This window comes from Pseudomonas sp. NPDC089406 (assembly GCF_044900265.1).
GTDB lineage: Bacteria > Pseudomonadota > Gammaproteobacteria > Pseudomonadales > Pseudomonadaceae > Aquipseudomonas > Aquipseudomonas fakonensis.
Genome location: NZ_JBJDNC010000042.1, coordinates 1 through 21,939 on the forward strand (window position 1 = coordinate 1; position 21,939 = coordinate 21,939).

General features: G+C 63.4%; 17 protein-coding genes and 1 pseudogene. 9 read left to right on the forward strand and 9 right to left on the reverse strand.

The genetic code is table 11. From position 1 onward, the window contains the following. Positions 1-334 precede the first annotated feature (334 nt). From ACI2KK_RS23740 to ACI2KK_RS23760, 5 genes are all read left to right on the forward strand, one after another. Complete coding sequence (locus ACI2KK_RS23740; RefSeq protein WP_217842151.1) at positions 335-1,978, forward strand: acetolactate synthase large subunit; 1,644 nt, start codon at positions 335-337, stop codon at positions 1,976-1,978. Between the two features lie 251 nt (positions 1,979-2,229). Beyond that, positions 2,230-3,123 carry a nitrilase family protein gene (locus tag ACI2KK_RS23745; protein ID WP_404670856.1) on the forward strand — a complete coding sequence of 298 codons (894 nt, stop codon included), beginning with the start codon at positions 2,230-2,232 and terminating at the stop codon, positions 3,121-3,123. Between the two features lie 75 nt (positions 3,124-3,198). After that, on the forward strand, positions 3,199-4,284 hold the full coding sequence (locus tag ACI2KK_RS23750) for a hypothetical protein (RefSeq protein WP_404670888.1): 1,086 nt from the start codon (positions 3,199-3,201) through the stop codon (positions 4,282-4,284). Continuing rightward, complete coding sequence (locus tag ACI2KK_RS23755; RefSeq protein WP_404670857.1) at positions 4,281-5,270, forward strand: asparaginase; 990 nt, start codon at positions 4,281-4,283, stop codon at positions 5,268-5,270. The genes ACI2KK_RS23750 and ACI2KK_RS23755 overlap by 4 nt, the downstream gene beginning before the upstream one ends. A gap of 81 nt (positions 5,271-5,351) precedes the next feature. Then, on the forward strand, positions 5,352-5,903 hold the full coding sequence (locus ACI2KK_RS23760) for a UPF0149 family protein (RefSeq protein ID WP_404670858.1): 552 nt from the start codon (positions 5,352-5,354) through the stop codon (positions 5,901-5,903). Between the two features lie 3 nt (positions 5,904-5,906). Here ACI2KK_RS23760 and ACI2KK_RS23765 read toward each other — a convergent pair whose 3' ends face one another. The 3 genes from ACI2KK_RS23765 to ACI2KK_RS23775 form a co-directional block, all read right to left on the reverse strand. Beyond that, positions 5,907-8,252: a TonB-dependent siderophore receptor gene (locus ACI2KK_RS23765; protein ID WP_404670859.1), complete on the reverse strand. Its 2,346-nt coding sequence runs from the start codon at positions 8,250-8,252 to the stop codon at positions 5,907-5,909. Between the two features lie 189 nt (positions 8,253-8,441). After that, positions 8,442-9,377: a FecR domain-containing protein gene (locus ACI2KK_RS23770; RefSeq protein WP_404670860.1), complete on the reverse strand. Its 936-nt coding sequence runs from the start codon at positions 9,375-9,377 to the stop codon at positions 8,442-8,444. Then, positions 9,374-9,886, reverse strand: coding sequence for a sigma-70 family RNA polymerase sigma factor (locus ACI2KK_RS23775; RefSeq protein ID WP_404670861.1), 513 nt, complete (start codon positions 9,884-9,886; stop codon positions 9,374-9,376). The genes ACI2KK_RS23770 and ACI2KK_RS23775 overlap by 4 nt, the downstream gene beginning before the upstream one ends. 332 nt (positions 9,887-10,218) lie before the next feature. Between ACI2KK_RS23775 and ACI2KK_RS23780 the strand changes: the two genes are divergently transcribed. From ACI2KK_RS23780 to ACI2KK_RS23790, 3 genes are all read left to right on the forward strand, one after another. After that, positions 10,219-10,848, forward strand: coding sequence for a glutathione S-transferase family protein (locus ACI2KK_RS23780; RefSeq protein WP_404670862.1), 630 nt, complete (start codon positions 10,219-10,221; stop codon positions 10,846-10,848). 28 nt (positions 10,849-10,876) lie between these two features. Continuing rightward, positions 10,877-12,892 carry a pyridoxamine 5'-phosphate oxidase family protein gene (locus tag ACI2KK_RS23785; RefSeq protein ID WP_404670863.1) on the forward strand — a complete coding sequence of 672 codons (2,016 nt, stop codon included), beginning with the start codon at positions 10,877-10,879 and terminating at the stop codon, positions 12,890-12,892. A 229-nt stretch (positions 12,893-13,121) separates the two neighbouring features. Further along, on the forward strand, positions 13,122-14,021 hold the full coding sequence (locus tag ACI2KK_RS23790; RefSeq protein WP_217842162.1) for a LysR family transcriptional regulator: 900 nt from the start codon (positions 13,122-13,124) through the stop codon (positions 14,019-14,021). A 531-nt stretch (positions 14,022-14,552) separates the two neighbouring features. On the opposite strand, the gene ACI2KK_RS23795 is transcribed toward ACI2KK_RS23790, so the two are convergent. Together ACI2KK_RS23795 and ACI2KK_RS23800 are read right to left on the reverse strand one after the other, a co-directional pair. Then, entirely contained in the window at positions 14,553-15,857 is a 1,305-nt protein-coding gene (locus tag ACI2KK_RS23795) for a type II toxin-antitoxin system HipA family toxin (RefSeq protein WP_404670864.1), read from the reverse strand. Next, positions 15,854-16,246 carry a helix-turn-helix domain-containing protein gene (locus tag ACI2KK_RS23800; protein ID WP_404670865.1) on the reverse strand — a complete coding sequence of 131 codons (393 nt, stop codon included), beginning with the start codon at positions 16,244-16,246 and terminating at the stop codon, positions 15,854-15,856. Before ACI2KK_RS23800 ends, ACI2KK_RS23795 begins: the two co-directional genes overlap by 4 nt. A 488-nt stretch (positions 16,247-16,734) precedes the next feature. Here ACI2KK_RS23800 and ACI2KK_RS23805 point away from each other — a divergent pair, with 488 nt between their 5' ends. After that, positions 16,735-17,172, forward strand: a complete 438-nt coding sequence (locus tag ACI2KK_RS23805) for an acetyltransferase (protein WP_404670866.1) — start codon at positions 16,735-16,737, stop codon at positions 17,170-17,172. 177 nt (positions 17,173-17,349) lie between these two features. Here ACI2KK_RS23805 and ACI2KK_RS23810 read toward each other — a convergent pair whose 3' ends face one another. The 4 genes and pseudogenes from ACI2KK_RS23810 to ACI2KK_RS23825 all read right to left on the reverse strand — a co-directional run. Next, positions 17,350-17,889 carry a Bro-N domain-containing protein gene (locus ACI2KK_RS23810; RefSeq protein ID WP_404670867.1) on the reverse strand — a complete coding sequence of 180 codons (540 nt, stop codon included), beginning with the start codon at positions 17,887-17,889 and terminating at the stop codon, positions 17,350-17,352. 389 nt (positions 17,890-18,278) lie between these two features. Continuing rightward, positions 18,279-19,295 carry a hypothetical protein gene (locus tag ACI2KK_RS23815; protein WP_404670868.1) on the reverse strand — a complete coding sequence of 339 codons (1,017 nt, stop codon included), beginning with the start codon at positions 19,293-19,295 and terminating at the stop codon, positions 18,279-18,281. 51 nt (positions 19,296-19,346) lie between these two features. Further along, positions 19,347-20,594 (reverse strand): ribonucleotide-diphosphate reductase subunit beta, encoded by a 1,248-nt coding sequence (locus ACI2KK_RS23820; RefSeq protein WP_404670869.1) that lies wholly within the window; start codon positions 20,592-20,594, stop codon positions 19,347-19,349. A gap of 268 nt (positions 20,595-20,862) precedes the next feature. Further along, positions 20,863-21,939, reverse strand: a pseudogene (locus ACI2KK_RS23825) (ribonucleoside-diphosphate reductase subunit alpha); the annotation flags it as partial.

A 21,939-nucleotide genomic window follows, 5' to 3' on the forward strand; every position in this document is an offset into this window, starting at 1 on the left:
GCCCTGCGTGGGAGCGGGCTTGCCCCGCGATGCGGCCCGCCCAGGCAACGCACATACCTGCCAAGGCCCTATCGCCGGCAAGCCGGCTCCTACAGGTACACCTGCGACCTCGATACCCCCACCCCAAGCAAATATCTTTTGCCCCAGCCCTACCTCTCGTCCCTCATCCAAGGGTGCGACAATTATTACCGTTGGTTAACGTGACTTACCCGCACCTACCCTGCGTCAAGACTTAGGTTCGGGGCATCCTCGCGCCCGGACATAGCGATGCCAGCGTACCGTGCTGCGCATTTCTGGACCTCCACCGTCCTATACAACTGAGGTAGATAGCAAGATGGCCAAGGCCGCCGATGTCGTTGTGCAATGCCTGGAAAATGAAGGTGTCGAGTATGTGTTCGGCATTCCTGGTGAGGAAAACCTCGACCTGCTCGAGTCCCTGCGCAAGTCGAAGATCAAGCTGGTACTGACCCGCCACGAGCAATCCGCAGGCTTCATGGCCGCGACCTACGGCCGTCTGACCGGCAAAACCGGTGTCAGCCTGTCGACCCTTGGCCCAGGTGCCACCAACCTGGTCACCGCCAGCGCCTACGCCTACCTCGGCGGCATGCCGATGATGATGATTACCGGCCAGAAGCCGATCAAGAAGTCCAAACAGGGCCGCTTCCAGATCATCGATGTGTGCGGCATGATGGACCCCATCACCAAGTACACCCACCAGTTTGCCTCGGCCGACAACATCCCGGCCCGCATGCGTGAAGCGTTCCGCCTGGCCGAAGAAGAAAAGCCGGGTGCCGTGCACCTTGAGCTGCCGGAAGACATCGCCGCCGAGCAAACCGACGCCCTGCCGATCCCGCGCAGCCTGCACCGTCGCCCGCTGGCCGAGCACGTCGCCATCGAAGCTGCCGTCGAGAAGCTGAAGAACGCCCGCAACCCGATTCTGGTGATCGGTGCCGGCGCCAACCGCAAGATGACCGCCAAGGTCCTCAAGCAACTGATCGACAAAACCGGCATCCCGTTCATCACCACGCAAATGGGCAAGGGTGTGGTGGACGAGCGCCACCCACGCTTCCTGGGTAACGCCGCGCTGTCGTCCGGTGACTTCGTTCACCGCGCCGTAGAGGCCGCCGACCTGATCGTCAACATCGGCCACGACGTGATCGAGAAGCCGCCGTTCTTCATGGTCCGTGGCGGCACCGAAGTGATCCACGTGAGCTTCCGTTCGGCCGAAGTCGATGCCGTGTACTTCCCGCAGGTAGAAGTGATCGGTGACATCGCCAACGCCGTCTGGCAGATCAGCGAAGCCCTGACCGACACCAGCCACTGGGACTTCACCCGCCTGATGGCGATCCGCGAAGCCAACGAAGCACAAATCGTCGAAGGTGCTGACGACAACCGCTTCCCGGTCTACCCGCAGCGCATGGTTGCCGACATCCGTCGCGCCCTGCCGTCCGAAGGCATCGTTGCCCTGGACAACGGTATCTACAAGATCTGGTTCGCCCGTAACTACAAGGCCCACAAGCCCAACACCGTGCTGCTGGACAACGCCCTGGCGACCATGGGCGCCGGCCTGCCATCGGCCATGGCCTCGCACCTGGTGTACCCCGACCGCCCGGTGATCTCGGTGTGCGGCGACGGCGGCTTCATGATGAACAGCCAGGAGCTGGAAACCGCAGTACGCCTTGGCATGCACATCACCGTGGTGATCCTGCGTGATGACGGCTACGGCATGATCCGCTGGAAGCAGGCCAACATGGGCTTCACCGATTTCGGCCTGGACTACGGAAACCCGGACTTCGTCAAGTACGCCGAAGCCTACGGTGCCAACGGCCACCGCGTCGAAAGCGCCGAAGCCTTCCTGCCGCTGCTCGAGCACTGCATCAAGACCCCGGGCGTTCACGTGATCGACTGCCCGGTCGACTACAGCGAGAACGACCGCATCCTCAACAGCGAGCTGCGTGAGCGCGCGCTGGCGGTCTAAACCGTAGTTGCTGCACATCGCGGGGCAAGCCCGCTCCCAAGGCAGATCAAAGGATCTGCGGGAGCGAGCTTGCCCCGCGGTGCTTTTGCAAGCTAACGCCAAGAGCAAAAGCTTTAGCCAAGCGCTGTAAGACCTCCCTTACATTTCATGGCGCCAAATCATTCATATCGGTAAGAAACGGCTGGCTATCCCAGCCTGGCTCGCTCCCCTCTACTGGTTGTCTTCCACAACAACCACAAAAGGAAGCCGCCATGCAGCACCTCTCTGCCACCCCCCCCGTGCGCATCGCCGTCATCCAGTACGACCCGCAAGTCGGCCTCGAACACTGCGACGGCAACCTCTGCAAAAGCCTGGCCCTGGTCCGCCAAGCTGCCCGTGAAGGCGCCAACCTGATCGTGCTGCCGGAACTGGCCAACACCGGCTACACCTTCAACTCCCGCGCCGAAGCCTACGCCCATGCCGAGGTTCTGCATCAAGGCCCAAGCCTGCAAGCCTGGGCCGAACTCGCCCGCGAGCTGCAGGTATACCTGGTCGCAGGCTTCGCCGAGCGCGAAGGCCTCAAGCTCTACGACAGCGCCGTACTGTTCGGCCCCGACGGCCTGCTTGGCCACTACCGCAAGGCACACCTGTGGAACCAGGAAAAGCTCTGGTTCACCCCCGGCGACCTCGGTTTCCCAGTGTTCGAAACCCCCATCGGCCGCATCGGCCTGCTGATCTGCTGGGACATCTGGTTCCCCGAGGTGCCACGCCTGATGGCCGCGCAGGGCGCCGACATCATCTGCAGCCTGAACAACTGGGTGTGGACGCCACCGCCGCTGTTCGACGAAGCGGGGCGCTGCATGGCGTCGTACCTCACCATGACCGCCGCCCACGTCAACAACCTCTACATCGCCGCCGCCAACCGCATCGGCCATGAGCGCGGCGGGCGTTTCCTGGGCTGCTCGCTGATCGCCGGCACTAATGGCTGGCCCATCGGCGGAGTGGCCGGCGCCGAAGAAGAGTGCATCCTCTACGCCGACGTCGACCTCAGCGCCGCGCGCTCCGCGCCCATCTGGAACAGCCTCAACGACCTGCCCCGCGATCGGCGCACCGACCTCTACGACGCCACCCTCGGCTATCGGCTGCATGCGCCGATGCCGCGCTGAGGAGGCCCCATGCAACAGGTGCTCACCTCCACGCGGCAATCCACGCCGCTGCTCATAATTGCCGGCATCGCGGCCATGCTGCTCGCCGCCATGGCGCTGGGACCATGGCCGGACTACGCCCACCTCGCCGCAACCCAGGACCTGCCTCTGAGCCGGTTGCGCTGGATCGTCGGCGATATCAGCGAAGTCGCCTTCTACAAGCACGAACTGCCTGCACTGGGCCTGCTGCTGGGCGCGAGCCTGGCTCACTGGGCCCAGGTAAAGGGCTACCGCTGGCAAGGTTTTGCCATCAGCTACGGCACCGGCCTTTGGCCCTGGCTGTTCACCAGCTCGCTGCTGGGCCTGCTGCTCAGCCACGCATTGTGGGGCTGGACTCTCGCCAGCGGCACCTGGCAGCCGACCTTCGTCGCCTTCGTGTCGCTGCCGGCGGCCATGGTGCTGTTGTTCGGTGGTGGTTGGCGGGTGGCGATCAACGGCGCGCTGCTTGGCGCCGTGCTGGTGACGCCCGCATGCCTGCTGATGGTCAACTACCTGTGCTACCCGCTGGGTTTACCGGTGGTGGTAGGCAACGTCAGTGGCATGGCACTGGGTAGCGCAATAGCCTTCCTGCTGTGCAGACGTTACCCGGCGCTGGTGCGCGACGGCCTGCGGCCAACCACGCCTGCAACTGCCAGCAAGCCGCACTATGGTGTGGCCTGGACCCTGCGCCGGGTACTGGCAGACTTCAGCGAAGCGCCGTTCTTCGGCAACGAGCTGGCCAGCCTCGGGCTGCTGCTGGGCGTGCTGCTGGCTTATGTGCTGGCTCCCGGCGCCCCAGCCTACGGCTCGCAACTGGTGCTGCATCTGGTGACGGGGCAGGCGCTGGCGTCGTTGATCGGTGTACTGCTGTGGCGCCGCCAATGGATGGCCCGGGGCTGGTACCCCACCTATATCCCCATCGTCTCGATCGTGCCGGCCGCGGTGCTCACATTGGGCGGCAACTGGCAGGTGATAGTTGCAAGCGCCGTGCTCGGCGCAGTCGTTGCACCACCCCTGGCCGTGGCTATCAGCCAGCGCCTGCCGGGCCACATGCACCCCTACATCGGCAATGTCCTGGCCATGGCCATCGGCACCCTGGTGATCGTGCCTGTGGTCGGGCTACTGCCGGGAGCTGCAGCATGAGCCCGCAAACCACACCGCCGCGCATCGCCATCGCCAGCCTGGGCGGCACCGTCAGCATGCAGGCCGGCGGGCCAGGGCAGGGCGTCACCCCGAAGCTTGGCAGCGACGCCCTGCAGGCCTCATTGCCGCAGCTTGCAGCGCTGGCACAGGTCGACACCGCCACCCTGTGCCTGCTGCCAAGCCCCTCGCTCGGCTTCCAGGCGTTACTGGACGCACTGGCCTGGGCCGCCCGGCAAGTGCAGCAGGGTGCGCAGGGCGTGGTGCTGACCCAGGGCACCGACACCCTCGAGGAGGCCGCGTACTTTCTCGACCTGCTCTGGCCCCACGACGCACCGCTGGTACTCACCGGCGCCATGCGCGCAGCCAGCCACCCGGGTGCCGATGGCCCGGCCAACCTGTTGGCTGCAGTGCAGGTCGCGCTGGCAGGCGGCAGCCGTGGGCGTGGCGTGTTGGTGGTGATCAACGACCAGGTCCACCACGCCAGGCGGGTGCGCAAAACCGCCAGCCTGGTCATGGGCGCGTTCGAGTCCCCCGGCAGCGGCCCAGTAGCACAGGTAGTGGAAGGCCAGGCACGTTATCAGCATGCCCCTGCACCGCGCCGGGTACTGCCAGTGCCGCAGCACAGGGCCCAGCGTGTCGCCCTGCTTGAAGCATGCCTCGACGCCGACACGGCGCTACTGCAGGCACTGCCCGGGCTAGGCTACAACGCCCTGGTGGTCGCCGGGTTCGGCGCCGGCCATGTATCAGCCACCTGGGCCGAGGCGATGGCAGCGGTTGCCGAACACATGCCGGTCATCGTCGCCTCGCGCACCGGCAGCGGCGCCACGGCCCGCGCCACCTATGGCTTTGCCGGTGGCGAAATCGACCTGCAAGCCAAGGGCATGCACATGGCCGGCACGCTGTGCCCGCGCAAGTGCCGCATCCTGCTGTGGCTGCTGCTGGGCAACTCGGCCCTGCCACAGCTGGACGACTGGCTGAACCACTAAGCCTAAGTGCCCGTATCAGCGGGCACGTTTCACATGCGCCTGTGCTAGGGTGCACCCATATTTAACCAGGACACCCCGCCCATGCTCCCCGCGCTCAGCGAAAAAGAACTCGACCGCCTCGAAGACCTGTTGATCACCTACGGCAACGACTACTCGGTGCTCAACCTGGCCGAGCTCGATGGTTTCTTCACCGCCCTGGCCAGCTCGCCCAAAACCGTCACCCCGGAGCAGTGGCTGCCCACCGTGGCCGGCGGCAAGGTGCCGAAGTTCAAGAAGCCCGCCCACGAAGAAGCCTACGTAGCGCTGATGCTGCGCTACGCCAGCCAGGTCGGCGAAAGCCTCGAGCAGGATCTGGAGCACTTCGAGCCGCTGTTCGAGGAAGGCGAAGGCGAGAACGGCCCGACGATCATTCTCGAGGAATGGTGCTTCGGCTACATGCGCGGCACCCAGGTCGCGCAGTGGAGCGACCTGCCCCCCGAGCAGGACCACCTGCTCAAGGCCATCTCGCTGCACGGCCTGGAAGACAACTTCGAGCTGCTCGACTCAATGAGCTTCGACGAGCAGCAGGCTTGCGTACCGTTGGTGGTCGAAGCCGCCCGCGGCTTGTACCGCTATCAAAAGCAGCGCCACTGACCCTCAGAACCCCGCGCTGATGGTGGCCACCAGCGACGCTGGCTCGCCGGCATAGTTGCCGGCACTGGCGATGGTTTCGATGTAGTCCTTGTCCAGCACGTTGCGGGCGTTCAGCGACACCCGCACGTGCTCGTCGATGTCGTAGAACACACTCATGTCCAGCCGCCCGTAGCCCGGGGCGCTGTAGCTGTTGGCCAGGTCGCCGTAGCGCTTGCCGGCAAAGAACACCCCGGCACCAAAACCCAGGCCCTGCAATGCACCGTCCTGCAGCTGGTAGGTCGACCACAGCGAGCCACTGACCACCGGCACGCCCTCCAGCCGGTTGCCTTCCTCCAGGCGCGTATCCTTCACCAGCTTGGCGTCGAGTACGGCGATGTTGCCGATCACGTTCCAGCCATCCTGGATCTCGCCGCTCACATCCAGCTCAACCCCGCGCACCCGCTGTTCGCCAGTCTGTATCGAGTAGCTGCTGTCCAGCGGGTCGGTAGCGGCGAGGTTTTTACGGCGAATCTCGAAGGCCGACAAGGTGGCGCTCAAGCGTTCGGGAATGATGTCGTACTTGGCGCCCACCTCGTACTGCGTGCCGGTCTCCGGGTCTAGCACGCTGCCATCGCGGGTCAGCTTGTTCTGCGGCGCGAACGAGGTGCTGTAGCTCGCATACAGCGCCAGTCGCTCGGTGGGCTGGTAGACCAGGCCGGCGCGGGGCGAGGTATCGGAAGGGTTGATGTCGATATCGCTGGGCACGCCATTGCGATCGTAGTTGCGGTTGCGCTGCGAAACCTGGTCCCAACGCACCCCCAGCAGCAGTTTCCACTGCTCGCTCAGGTCGATTTGGTCTTGCAGGTACAGGCCGTAGCTTTCCTGGTCGAACCGCGAATCCTCGCCAAAGCCAAACGGCCCAGGCTGGGCACCATGCACCGGGTTCCAGATATCCAGCGGCGCCAGGTTGGCCCGCAGCATGGTCACGCTACGCTTGCCCTTGACCGTCTCCACCCCGGCCAGCAACTGATGGTTCAAGCCGCCGGTGGCAAAGCGCGCGATGGCCTCGAACTGAGCGCTCAGCGAGCGTTGTTCCTCGTCGAAGTCGGTGGCTCGGCGCACCAGGGTGCGGCCATCGGCCTGCAAGGTGCGCTGGCTGACATTCAGCATGCTCTTGGTGGAGTGGTCCCAGCGCGTCACCTGGCGCAGGGTCAGCCAGTCGTTGAGGTCGTGTTCCAGCTTGAACCAGGCCGCGGTCTTGTCGCTGCTGCTGTGGGACCAGGGCTCTTCCAGAAACACCTTGTGCCGTGCGTCCACCCGGTCACCGATCACCTGCAGCCCGCGGTCGTACTGGGCGTCGGTTTCGGTGTATTCCAGGCCCATGTCCAGGCGCGTGCTGTCGTTGGGCAGCCACGACAGCGACGGGGCGAAGTGGCGGCGGTGGCTGTCGCGGTACAGGTCGCGGTAGCTGCCTTCGGTCTGGTAGGCCATGGCCAGGCTGCCGGCCAACCCGTGCTCGGCCGACAGCGGCCCGCCAACCCAGGCCTGGCCGCGCTGCATATCGAACGAGCCGCCCTGCAGCTTCACCTGCGCCTCCGGTACCAGGCTCGGCCGGCGGGTGACCACGTTGATCAGCCCGCCCGGGTTGCCGCGCCCGTACAGCACCGAGGCCGGCCCCTTGAGCACCTCGATGCGCTCGACGCCGGCAAGGTCGGTGAGAATTTCCGGGCGCACCGTCAGCGAGTTGGTCAGCACCCCGTCGATGGCGTAGGTGGTGCCCTGAAAGCCCCGCACGATAAAGCTCTCGACACTACCGCCATGGGTGTTGCCGCGCTGGATACTGCTGACGTTGCTCAGGGCGTCGGCCATGCTGGTGGCCTGCTGGTCCTCCAGCACCTGGCGCGGCACCACCTGGATCGACTGCGGGATATCGCGCAGTAGCGCATCGGTCTTGGTGCCGACGCTGCTGCGGGAGGCCTTGTAGCCGTACAGCGGGCCGATGGCCGACTGGCGCACGTCGTGCAGGCCGTTGATGTTGGTCGAGTCCAGGTGCAGGGCAGGGGAGCTGGGTTTCGGCCGCAAGGTGTAGGTGTTGCCGGCTTGCGGCACGGCCTCCAGGGTGGTGCCGCGCAGCAGCAGTTCAAAGCCCTGGGCAGTGCCCACATCGCCTTGCATGCCCGGGCTGTGCAGGCCGCCGACCATACCCGGGTCCAGCGGCAGAGTGACCCCGGCCTGGGCGGCGAACTCGGCCAGCGCCTGGCTCAGCGGGCCGGCCGGAATATTGTAGTGCCGGTCGTCCTCGGCCCAGGCCAGGGGCGCGGTGATGAAGCTGGCGAGCAGGGCGAGGCGGAACGGGGCGGGTGTGCGCATGTGGGCTTCCTGACAGCGGTTACAGGTGGGTTCAGGAAGAGGACACGCGAGGTGCGCAAAACACGACATCAGGTTTTTCATGGGTTCAGGCAGAGGCCTCATCGCGGGGCAAGCACGCTCCCACGCTATCTGCCACTGTGCCGGGCAACGTGGGAGCGGGCTTGCCCCGCGATGGCCACGACACCCATCTCAAGCCGCCACCACCGTCACCCAATACCGCGTCACAGACTGGACCCGCACCGGGAACGCCATCGCCAACGCCGCCAGCGCCGCCTCGGTATCGTTCAACTGGAACGTCCCCGACACCAGCACCCCCGCAACCTCAGGCGCACAGCGCGTCCAGCCCGTTCGATAGCGCCCCAGCTCGGCGACGAACTCCCCCAGTGGCATGCGCTCAACCCGCAGCACGCCATCAATCCAGCCTGCGCTGCCAGCCACCGCACTCAATCGGCGTACCCCGTCGGCGCCGAGCAAAGCCTGCCCACCCGCCTCGATGCGCACAGTCTCACCCTGCAAAGGCGTTGCCGCCACCGCCCCCTCGAACACCTGCAAGCGGTCATGCCCATCGAACTGGCGCACAGCAAAGCGCGTCCCCAACGGCTGGAACGCGCCCCAGGTCGATTGCACCCGCAACGGCCGTGGGTCCGCCCCCGTGCGCAGGTACAGCTCGCCCCTGCGCAGCACCAGCAGGCGCTCGCTGGCGCTGTAGCGAATATCCACGGCGCTGTCGGTGTTCAGGTGCAGTTCGCTGCCATCGTCCAGGGTCAGCCGGCGACGCTCGCCCACACCGGTGCTGATATCCGCCATCAGCCCGTCCAGGCTGCCCGTGCGCTGCAAGGTCACGCCCAGCGAACCCAGCACCACCAGCGAAGTCAGCGCCTTGAGCGTTGCCCGCCTACCCAGCGCCGCCGGGCGCTGCAACGCTGTATGCGCAAGCTGCGGTGGTATTGCCTGCACCTGGGCGCTGAAGCGCGCCGCCAGTTGCCAGGCGCGTTCGTGGTCGGCGTGGGCGGCGCGCCAATCGGCGCAGCCCTGCAAGGCTTGTGGCGAGCTGTCCTGCTGCAGATGCAACAGCCAACGGGCCGCCTGCTGGGCGACCGGGCGCGAGATCGGTTGCGTGCTCACAGCCAGCCCTCCGCACCCAGCACGATGCATTCCTCATAGGCCTTGACCAGCCAGCGCTGCACCGTGCGCACGTTCACGCCCATCTCCACGGCAATCTGCTCCTGCCCCCAGCCCTCCAACTGCGATAGCAGGAACGCCCGCCGCGCCTTGCCCGGCAGGCGCGCCAGCACCCGGTCCACCGCCGTCAGCGCCTCCAGCAAAGCCGCCTGGTGTTCGGCACTGGGCGCTTCATCCTCGGGCAGGGTGGCCAGGGCCTCCAGGTAGGCGCGTTCCAGCGAACGGCGCCGGTACAGGTTCAGCAGCAGCCGGCGGGCGATGGTGGCCAGGTACGCACGCGGTTCGTGCAGTTCGGCGGGCGGGGAGTGGGTGAGCAGGCGCACGAAGGTGTCCTGGCTCAGGTCGGCGGCATCGCAGCGGTCGTTCACGCGCCGGTACAGCCACCCCTGCAGCCAGGTGTGATGGCTGCGGTAGAGCTGCTGGACAGGGGCACGATGCGCTGGTGGGGGCATGGGGGCAATGACAGCTATTGAGAATGGGTTGCATTCTAGATGGCCAGGCAGGTTTCGGGCAATTGCTCTTCTGGCACAGTCTCTGTAGGAGCGGCCTTGTGTCGCGAAAGGGCTGCGCCAGCAGCCCCCGACAATGTTGCAGGGGGGCGCAAACCCTGGGGCTGCTCGCGCAGCCCTTTCGCGACACAAGGCCGCTCCTACAGGCGATAAACCATCGGACTTCGCCAATTATTCCACCTGGCGAAATTATGGATTGCTCTGCGCCCTGATTCTGTTGCCCGGCGAATCAGCGCAGCATAGCCCTCACACAACCAACCCCCGGAGCCACCGTCATGACCACCCCGATCAAGCTCTACAACTTCCCCAAATCCGGCCACGCCCACCGCATCGAGCTGATGCTCTCGCTGCTGACCCTGCCCACCGAGCTGGTCTTCGTCGACCTGGCCAAAGGCGAGCACAAGCAACCCGCCTTCCTCGCCCTCAACCCTTTCGGGCAGGTGCCGGTGATCGACGACAACGGCACCGTCCTCGCCGACTCCAACGCCATCCTGGTCTACCTGGCCAAGGCCTACGGCGGTGAGCAGTGGCTGCCCCAGGACCCGCTCGGCGCCGCCCGCGTGCAGCGCTGGCTGTCGGTGGCCGCCGGCCCCCTGGCCTTTGGCCCTGCCGCCGCGCGCCTGGTGACCGTGTTCGGCGCCTCGTTCAACACCGATGAAGTGATCGGCCGCGCCCATACCCTGCTCAAGGTGATCGACGCCGAACTTGCCCAGCGCCCGTTCCTGGTGGGCGATCACGCCACCATCGCCGATGTCGCCAACTACTCGTACATCGCCCACGCCCCAGAAGGCAACGTGTCGCTGCAGCCATACCCCAACGTGCGCGCCTGGCTGGCCCGCATCGAAGCGCTGCCGGGCTTCGTGCCGATGCCGCGCACCTTGGTCGGCCTGCAAACCACCCTGTAACGCCGTAACCCGCACGAGGAATGCCGCCATGCGTTCTCCCTGGCACGAAGGTGAAAAGCGTCTGCAAGCCCAAGCCGGTGTAGCCGAGCGCATGGAAGTGCACGGGCAAAAGGTCATTCGCGACTACATGCCCGACCAGCACCGCACCTTCTTCCAGCAGCTGCCGTTCATGGTGGCAGGCGCGGTGGACTCCGACGGCAAACCCTGGGCGACCCTGCTCGAAGGCCCGCAAGGCTTCGTCAGCTCGCCCGACCCCAAGCAACTGCTGATCGACGCCACGCTGCCCGCCACCGACCCGGCCAGCACCGGCCTGGTGGCGGGTGGCGCCATCGGCCTGCTCGGCATCGAGCTGCACACCCGTCGGCGCAACCGCCTCAACGGCCACATCCGTGCGGCCAGCGCCGGCCGGTTGCAGGTAGAGGTGCAGCACTCGTTCGGCAATTGCCCGCAGTACATCCAGCTGCGCGAATACACCCGGGTCGATGAGCCGGCCGGTGAGCGTATCGACGCCAGCGAGCTGAGCGCTGCGGCCATCGCCATGATCGAAAACGCCGACACTTTCTTCGTCGCCAGCTACGTGGCGCAAGAGGATGGCCAGCATTCGGTGGACGTCTCCCACCGCGGCGGGCGCCCCGGTTTCGTCAAGGTCGAGGGCAACCGCCTGACCATCCCCGACTACGCTGGCAACCTGCATTTCAACACCCTCGGCAACCTGTTGGTAAACCCCCAGGCCGGCCTGTTGTTCGTCGACTTCACCAGCGGCAACGTGCTGCAACTGAGCGGCCATGCCCAGGTGCTGCTCGACAGCCCGTTGATCCAGGATTTCGAAGGCGCCGAGCGCCTGTGGACGCTGCAGGTCGAGCATGTAGTGCTGCGCCCGGCAGCGGTATCGCTGCGCTGGGCCTTTCGTGAATACGCCCCCACCAGCCTGAGCACCGGCATCTGGGCCGAAGCCGAGCAACGCACCCAGCAACGCGAACGCCAGCGCCAGTGGCAGAGCTGGCGCGTACTGCGCGTCGAGCAGGAGAGCCTGGATATCCGCTCGTTCTACCTGCAACCCGAAGACGGCCAGCCGGTGACGTTTGACCCCGGCCAGCACCTCCCGGTACGCCTGCAACTGCCGGGGGACAAGCCGCTGATTCGCACCTACAGCCTGTCCAGCGCCCCCTCTGACGGCCACCTGCGCATCAGCGTCAAGGCCCAGGGCCCGGCGTCGCACTACTTGCATGCGCAGTTGCATCCCGGCGACATTTTGCAGGTGCGCCCGCCGATGGGCAGTTTCACTCTGGCGCCAGACAGCCAGCGGCCGATCGTGCTGATAGGCGCAGGCGTGGGCATCACCCCGCTGATCGCCATGCTGCGCGAGCAATTGAGCCTGAACCAAGGCCGCCCAATCCACTTGTTCCACGGTGGCCGCTCGCTGGCCGAGTTGCCGTTCCGCCAGGAGCTCGATGCGCTGCAACAGCAAGCCGCCGGCCTTCTACACATCCACCGTGCCCTGAGCCAGCCCGAAGCCAACGCCGTGCAAGGCCGCGACTATCAGTTCGCCAGCCGCCTGGGCATCGCGCAGGTGAAGGCCATGCTGGCGCTGGACGACTACGACTTCTACCTGTGCGGCCCGGCCAGCTTCACCCAGGACCTCTACGAAGGCCTGCGCGGTATCAACGTGCCCGACGCACGCATCCACGCCGAAGCCTTCGGCCCCTCGACCCTGCGCCGCCACGGCGACAGCAGCCAGCCCGTGGTACCGCAGCCCCCGGCCGCCACCGAGCCAGTACCCGTGTACTTCGCCAGCTCCGCCAAGGAAGCCCGCTGGGCGCCTGGTAGCGGCACGCTGCTGGAACTGGCCGAAAGCCGCGGCCTGACGCCGGAGTTCAGCTGCCGCGGCGGCTCGTGCGGCACCTGCAAGACCAAGCTGGTCAGCGGCCAGGTGCATTACCCCAACCCGCCGGCCGAAATGCCCGAAGACGGCACCGTGCTGATCTGCTGCGCCGTGCCGGCCCAGGCGGAGGAGGGCATTCAGGCGCTGGTGCTGGAGGCTTGAGAGCGGTAGGGAAACCACAGTGTTGCTGATGGTCTTGAAGCACACGCGATTCCTGTGGGAGCGGCTTTAGCCGCGAAGCAGGCGACGTGGTAGATGGCACCGGCTTCGCCGGTGGTTCGGCATCCCGACAAGCCCGCTCCGACGTTTTGCTTGCGATTGATCACCGCGCCCGGCACAAATCCATCGGCATGCCACATAATCCGTCCATCTCCCAACCCCAGGCCCCCCCATGGACCAGATCCACCTGATGAAGGTGTTCGTCGCCGTCGGCGAACTGGAAAGCTTCGCCGCCGCTGCCCGCCGCCTGGCCATTTCGCCTGCAGCCGTCACCCGCGCCATCACCGCACTGGAAGAACAGCTCGGGGTCAAACTGCTGCAGCGCACCACCCGCAGCGTACGCCTGACCGAAGCCGGCAGCCGCTACCTCGAAGACACCCGCCACATCCTCGCCAGCATCCTTGAGGCCAACGAAGCCGCCGCTGGCATCAACGCCGCACCCAAAGGCGACCTGGCCGTGACCGCGCCGATCCTGTTCGGCAAGAAGTTCGTCATGCCGTGCATCGTGCGCTACCTGCAGCAGTACCCCGAAGTGGACATTTCGGCGTTCTTCCTCGACCGCGTGGTCAACCTGGTGGAGGAGGGCATGGACGTCGCCGTGCGCATCGGCCAGCTCCCCGACTCGGGCCTCAAGGCGCTGCGCGTGGGCAAGATGCGCCGGCTGCTGTGCGCCGCCCCCGACTACCTGGCGCGCCACGGCACCCCGCGCCACCCAAGCGAGCTGCAGGGCCACACCGTGATCGCCGCCGGCACGCTATCGCCGCGCACCGACTGGCGCTTCGGCGCCATCGACGACCCCACCCTGATCCGCATGAAGCCGCGCCTCACCGTCACCAGCAACGACGCGGCCATCGCCGCTGCCTGCGCCGGCCTTGGCATCGCCCGGTTGCTGTCCTACCAGGTGGCCGACGAACTCGCCGCCGGCAGCCTGCAGGTGATTCTGGCCGAGTACGAAGAAGCCCCCTGGCCGATCCACATCCTGCACCGCGAGAGCAAATACGGCTCGACCAAGGTGCGCACCTTCATCGACATGCTCGCCGAGCATCTGCGCAGCCACGAGCACCTGCGCTGAGGCTTGCCGCCGCAATCGCATTGCGCAACGCCATGCATTGCAACGTGGGAGCGGGCTTGCCCCGCGATGAGGCCCGCCCGGCAGAAAACGCATTCACCGCTTAGCCAACAAGCTCTTCCATTCTTCCGCTATACTCGCCAACGGTCTCGCCCCTGACCACCTTCAGCAGGATCTTCCTGCTTCGGCACTCGATGCCTTTGTCGGCAGGGGCGAGCCCATCTCTTCTTTCCAGCTATTTTCCTGTCTGGGCGCAAGCATGCCTTGTGCTGGCATCTGCCATGCCCGGCAACCTGTGGGAGCAACTGTCTTGTGCTGCCTGAACCGGCCTCATCCCCGGCAAGCTGGCTCCTACAGGTACGGCACAGGCCTGAAGCAAACGCCGTAGCTGTGGGAGCGGGTTCACCCGCGAAACCGGCAACGCCGGTGCCATCCCTCACATCACTGGCTTTTCAGCACATCCGTGGGAGCGGGCTTGCCCCGCGATAGCGCCATTGCAGGCAGGCACATTTCGAAACCTGCCTCAGTGACCGTTCAAAGCCCCTCGCCAAGGTACAGGCGATGCACGCCCCCAATCCGATCACTCGCACCAGCCGGCACCCCGGCCATCGCGGCAAAGCGCGGCCACTGCGCAACCGCTGCACACACCTCCCTGATGATCTGCCGTGCATCCATCCCCCGCACCTGCCGGGCAACGCTCAGCAAATCCTCGAGGGTGAAGTCATCGCGCTTGCCGTTCACGGTCATCTGATGGCTATCGACCCAGAAGCTGCCAGGCAAGTAGGAGTAGGAAACGTCATAGGCCGGCGTGAGGTACCAACTGCCGTCGGTATCCATCATGAAGGCGGTGTTCTTGGTGTGGTCGTCCTGATTGCGCGCCACCAGGTTGAACACCATGCGGCGGTAGAACTGCTCGGCCCCGTCGCGGGAAATCCGCAGTGCGCGCATCACCGCGAATGCCTCGGCATAGGAGTACTGGCCAGGCTTGCGAAAGTCGGCATGGTCCAGGGCGCACAAGGTCGCCACGTGGATCTTTTCACCGTCCGCGGTGCGGTCAAAACGTTTGGTCATGAAGTGCGCGCGTCCACCTTCCTCCAGCAACCGGCACTCGGTCATGCTGATACCGGCGGCCTCGGCCATCAGGTGGTAGGCGTACTCGATGCGCCCGTAGCCCTGCGAGTCCGCCAGCACGGCCGAGTCCTTGGCCACGTCGAACTTCAGCAGCCAGTACTCGAAACCCGCTGGCGCGGTCACCTGGCCCGAGCGGATTTCGCCGTCAGCATTCAGGGCGATCACCGCCTTTGCCCGCGCACCGCCTGCACTGGTGCCGACCTGGATGAGGTGCTGCAAGGCGATTTCGTCCACCGAAGGGTCTTGGGCTTCCAGGCGTTCGGCGATCGATTCGCGCTCGGACAACACCTCGCTGGCCAGGCGCACCAAGGCATCGATATGGATGCTTTCCACCTTGTCCCGCTCAGTGGCCATCGCCGGGCGGTATTCCAGCGCGCCCATGCCGCGGCGGCCCTGGTACAGCAAGCGCTCGACTGGCGTGAAGGTGGCCTTGTCACGTCCGTGCTGGGCCAGCCAGGCGTCGATCAGCGCGTTACCGAAGTCATCGGGCAGCGAGTCGGCGAGTACCGCGGGCAGGCCTTTGAACGTGTCACGCTCCAGCCCCTGGAATACGTAGGTGTAATCCGCGCGCAACGGCATATGGATGGGCGAAATCTCAAGGCCGGTCCTGACGAATTCGGGGGTGTATTCGAATTCGCCGGTCTGGGTTTGGGGGTTCCAGTTGAGTGCGCCTACGTACACATCCCAGAGATAGATCCGTGCAATCACCAGCTGTCATCCTTGTCGGGTTTTGGGCCACCAATGAGCGTGGGCTTGCCGATGGCTGTACGTACGCCTTGCTCCGGCGTAGCCAGGGCTGCCCGTGTAACCGTCGCGCGCATTCTTTGCTTGCCCTGCATTTTTGCCAGTTGCACCGGGCTTGCCCGAACCTCCTCGACAAGCGATGCCAGCCGCTCGAGCTCACCCAGCACCCGCAATACTGCAATCAGGTTCACCAGGGTAGCCTTGCCAGTGGTGAGCTTGCGGTAGGTTTCCCGGGAAATGCCGGCTTCATGGGCGACGATGTCCTGGCCAATATTACGCTTCAGGCGGATCGCCTCAATGCGTTGGCCAATCTCGTTGGCGATGGCGTCGTCGTTCATTGAAGTGGTTTTCATAACGCTTGGAATCCTGTGCTTACTGGGCGTTTTTTGCCGACTTTGGCTAGAATTCTAGGCGTTGCCAGCCATTCCTGAAAGTGAAAGTCGATAGGTAGTCAAAGCCAACTTTTCTAGGCGCTACCCGTGCTATTTGCCGTTTAAGGCAAGAAATCTAGGCATTGCCATGGCGCCATTAAGGGCTGCTTCGGCACTCCACGGGTTTGCGACATTTCGTTGCCGCAATAACCAGCAGGGGAGGCTTGCAGGTCTGTTTGCCCTTTCAGGGCATGGCCCTGAAAGCGCTCATCGCCAGCCACCGCCCCATCCACCGTTATTGACTCAGGCCGGGCAAGCCAGTACTTTCCAGCCTCCTTCCATCCCGGCCACCCCTGCCGTGCACCGCCCAGGCGTTAACTCGCGAAGCGGTCATACAGGCGCCGACACTTAAATGGCCGCTGTCCCGCAGCGTGCTGCTATTTCGTTATCAAGTGTAAAAGGATGACTGCATGATCATTCGTCAGGCCATTGCGGCCGATCACCCCCTGCTGCTCGACATCTGGCAACGCTCCGTGCGCGCCACCCACCATTTCCTGCAAGCGTCCGACATCGACGCACTGCTGCCACAACTGCGCGACGTCTACCTGCCAGCCGTCGAGCTGTGGGTAGCGGTAGACGCCGAAGACACCCCGCTGGGCTTCATCGGCCTCAACGAACACCACGTGGAAATGCTCTTCATCGACCCCGACCTGCGCGGCCAGGGTATCGGCCGGGCCCTGCTCGACCACGCGCGCAGCTCGCGCGATACGCTGAGCGTCGACGTCAACGAGCAGAACCCCGAGGCGGTAGGCTTCTACCTGCATTACGGCTTCGTCCAGATCGGCCGTTCGCCGCTGGATGGTGAGGGCAGGCCGTTCCCCTTGCTACACATGAGTTTGCCTGGCTAGAACGGCACCCGCATACCCTGTGGGAGCGGGCTTGCCCGCGAAGCCGGCGGCGCCGGTGTTCGCGGTGGTCCGGGACTCCGGTAAACCCATTCTCACAGGGCCTCGAAACATTCAAACTCTGTAGGAGCGGGCTTGCCCCGCGATGGGCCGCAAAGCGGCCCCAGTCCAAGCACGGACTCAATCCCCAACCCCATGCAACCGCAACGCCCGCTGCGCACATTCCTTCCAGCTCAACCTGCGCCGCCTAGGCAGCACCGCCGGCACTTCCGCCGCCATCACCACCGGCATATCCCGCATTCGTACCCAAGCCTCGCTCTGCCAATACAGCAAACTCGCCGTATGCCCACCCGGCCAGCACATCCTGCCCAGCCGCGGCAGGTCATCCGCCATCGAGCCTTGCCCATCCCGCAGCACCGCCACCACCTCATGGGTCAGCCAGTGCCGCAGGTGGCGGTTTTCAGGGATATGGTGATGAGCCAGCAGGGTATAGGCCCCGGACTCGCTGACCATGGTGGTGTCCTGGTACTGGCCATAGCGCAGCAGCCGCACGCTGCGATGCTGGTCCGGGTCGAGCTTGCGGATGCAGTGTTCGTCGAAGAAGCGCCCGGTCATTCGGCCGAGCTCGAGGGCGCAGAACCAGGCTTGGGATTCCAGCCAGAGGGTGTGGAGGTGGCGGTTGTGGCGGGTGAAGAGGGTAGGGTCGTGAAGGTCAGTCATGGTTGGCCTCCATGGTGCTAAGGGATTGGAGCAGGAGGAACGCATGTGCTAAAGGCATGCGAACGCGAGACTTAATCGGCATATCCATTACCTCTGTCTGTGAACAGCTTTCTTAGGGCTGGGTGTCAGGAGCTAAGAAACCTTACACAGAAGGCCGGGCGTATTTCCCTCGCGGGTATTGTATTAGCCCACTCCCGACGTAACAGAGTGTTTCATGCACGCAGTAGTAAACCACAGGCATAAAAATACCGCATCTATCGGGAGCGGATGGCCGCTGTGTAAGGCGTTTCTTAGGCGCTATGAGAAAATAAGACATAGAGTTGTTCGGTGCAATTATTATTTGCGTAGGAAATTTCCCAAAGTTTAAAGGGTTGGGTTGGTGTTTGTTTTTATCGATAAATTTCTATGTCATCCTTAAGCTCTGTTAGGTGCTTGAGTCTTTGGCTGTATAGGCTTTCTGTTACGCGAGCTTCAATGTTTCTCATCGCGTTTCCGGTACACAAGCCGTGAAGCGTAAGTCTGAATTGGACCTCTGCGTCATAGAGGTTTTCGAATGCTTTGCAGGTGTCTTCAAATTTTTCAGCTAATTCGTGATTGGATGATTTCATGTTGTCCAGTTGTTGAGATAAATCAGACTGAACTTCATCAGCTTCACATCTGATTGCTCCTGCTTTGCTCAAATACTGTATCGACATACCAACACCGTTTCGCGACGCACCGGGGTATAGGGACTGATTAACTGTTTCGTATAGGAAGTCACAAAAAAGACGCGCACTATTTAAATATATTGAGAGTTGTGGAAGTGAGACGGCGTTGAAGCTCGCTTCGTGGGCTACTAAATGTCGAATTTCAAAAATTTTCGAGATGTTGTTAATCAGAGTGTCTGGGTCTTCGACAAGATATGGTGCATTTTCTTGGGCAGTTCCGGGTTTAAGGCCGCCAAAAATTTCTTCGTCGTCGGGCTCAACGTATTGCTTGGTGTTCGAGACTATTTGTGAAAATTTTATATTTTTGCTTGCCTCTCGAAAAAGATTTTCGAAGTGAGAGGCAATGTGCTCAATTTTGCTTACTGGTATGGAGTGTGAGATTAGGTCTCCAAAGGTTATCTGGTTTTCGCTTAGTGCTTTAGTAAGCTGGAAGTCAAATTTTATATGGTCTTTGAAATGCTCGGCGCGCTCTATATATGGTGTGCCGGAATCTATAAGTCTTTTTATGCTGTACCTTACTCCAGACTCTAGGCAGGCACAAATTCCCACTATGTGCAGAGATATAAGTGTTGCGTCGCTATCGGTCAAAAATCTAAAGCTAGTTTCAAGTGAATAAAGTTCACTGGATCCACGAAAATAACTTGGCTCCGTTCGAGAGTTTTTCTCTTGGATTTCTGTGATTAGATCCCTTTTCGCCACCTGTGAACTCCTTGTGAAAAAAAAGGCTGCCTAGTGGCAGCCCTTTGTGTGTCAATCCCAGCTCAAAGCCCCACCCGTCTGATACTCAATCACCCGAGTCTCAAAGAAGTTCTTCTCTTTCTTCAAGTCCATGATCTCGCTCATCCATGGGAACGGGTTAGTAGTCCCCGGGTACTCTTCCTTCAACCCAATCTGAGTCAAACGACGGTTGGCAATGAACTTGAGGTAATCCTCCATCATCGCCGCATTCATGCCCAGCACGCCGCGTGGCATGGTGTCGCGAGCGTATTCGATCTCAAGCTGGGTACCCTGCAGAATCATCTGGGTAGCCTCTTCCTTCATCGCGGCATCCCACAGGTGCGGGTTCTCGATCTTGATCTGGTTGATCACGTCGATGCCGAAGTTCAGGTGCATGGACTCGTCACGCAGGATGTACTGGAACTGCTCGGCAACGCCGGTCATCTTGTTGCGGCGGCCCATGGACAGGATCTGGGTGAAGCCGCAGTAGAAGAAGATGCCTTCCAGTACGCAGTAGTAGGCGATCAGGTTGCGCAGCAGCTCTTTGTCGGTTTCGACGGTGCCGGTGTTGAACTCCGGGTCCGAGATGGCGCGGGTGTACTTCAGGCCCCAGGCGGCTTTTTTCGCGACCGATGGGATCTCGTGGTACATGTTGAAGATCTCGCCTTCATCCATGCCCAGCGACTCGATGCAGTACTGGTAGGCGTGGGTGTGGATCTCCTCTTCGAAGGCCTCGCGCAGGATGTACTGGCGGCACTCCGGGTTGGTGATCAGGCGGTACACGGCCAGGGCCAGGTTGTTGGCAACCAGCGAGTCGGCGGTGGAGAAGAAGCCGAGGTTGCGCATCACGATGCGGCGCTCGTCTTCGGTCAGGCCGTCCATGCTCTTCCACAGGGCGATGTCGGCGGTCATGTTGACCTCTTGCGGCATCCAGTGGTTGGCGCAGCCGTCCAGGTACTTCTGCCAGGCCCAGTCGTACTTGAACGGTACCAGCTGGTTCAGGTCGGCGCGGCAGTTGATCATGCGCTTTTCATCGACCGCAACGCGGGCCGAGGAGCCTTCCAGCTCGGCAAGGCCTTCGGCGATGTCCAGGGCGTCCAGGGCAGCCTTGGCGCGCTTGACCGCGTCCGAGTCGGCAGCGGTGGCGGCGCGGGCTTCCAGCGCGGCGGCACCGCCGGCGCTGTCGAGTTTGTCCAGGGTGGCGGCTGCGGCCTGTGCGGGGGTGTTGCCCTTGGCGGCTACTTCGCCGTCTTCTTTATCGAATTCGTCCCAGCTCAGCATGGTGAGTTCTCCTGCTTGAGGGCCATCTTGAGTATGGCCGGTGGATCTTGGTTGCGGTGCTTGGGCCCCTTGGGAAAGGGGGACTGCGGTGCACGCAAATCTGAAATGCCCTTTGCAAGGCTGGCCGGGGCAGTGGGCCCCGGCTTTTTTATGTCTGGCTGCAGGGAGGCGATGGCAGGGCCGGCCTCATCGCGGGCAAGCCCGCTCCTACAGGGGTCTGTGCCTGGGCACAGAAAAGAGGCTTCCCGGGGGAAGCCTCAGCCAAGCCTTACTGGCAGGCTTCGCAATCCGGCTCGTCGATGGCGCAAGCCTTCGGTACCGGAGCAGGGCCCGCGGCCTGAACCGGGGCGCTGTCGCCGCCGCTCGACACGGCGTTGAGCTTGCCGGTGTTGATGGTCGACTTCTCGGTGCTGGTGGCAGCCAGGGCACGGAGGTAGTAGGTGGTTTTCAGACCACGGTACCAGGCCATGCGGTAGGTGACGTCCAGCTTCTTGCCCGAAGCGCCGGCGATGTACAGGTTCAGCGATTGGGCCTGGTCGATCCACTTCTGGCGACGGGAGGCTGCATCGACGATCCACTTGGTCTCGACTTCGAACGCGGTGGCGTACAGGTCCTTGAGCTCTTGCGGAATACGCTCGATCTGCTGCACGGAACCGTCGTAGTACTTCAGGTCGTTGATCATCACCGAGTCCCACAGGCCGCGGGCTTTCAGGTCGCGCACCAGGTACGGGTTGATCACGGTGAATTCGCCCGACAGGTTCGATTTCACGTACAGGTTCTGGTAGGTCGGCTCGATGGACTGCGACACGCCGGTGATGTTGGCGATGGTCGCGGTCGGCGCGATGGCCATGATGTTCGAGTTACGAATACCTTTTTGTACACGCTCGCGCACCGGGGCCCAGTCCAGGCTCTCGGTCAGGTCGACGTCGATGTACTTCTGGCCACGGGCCTCGATCAGGATCTGTTGCGAATCCAGCGGCAGGATGCCCTTGGACCACAGCGAACCCTGGAAGCTCTCGTAAGCGCCGCGCTCGTCGGCCAGGTCACACGAAGCCTGGATGGCGAAGTAGCTGACCGCTTCCATCGACTTGTCGGCGAACTCCACCGCAGCGTCCGAACCATACGGGATGTGCTGCAGGTACAGCGCGTCCTGGAAGCCCATGATGCCCAGGCCCACAGGGCGGTGCTTGAAGTTCGAGTTACGCGCTTGCGGCACCGAGTAGTAGTTGATGTCGATCACGTTGTCGAGCATGCGCACGGCGGTGTTCACGGTGCGTTGCAGCTTGGCGGTGTCCAGCTTGCCATCGACAATGTGGTTCGGCAGGTTGATCGAGCCCAGGTTGCA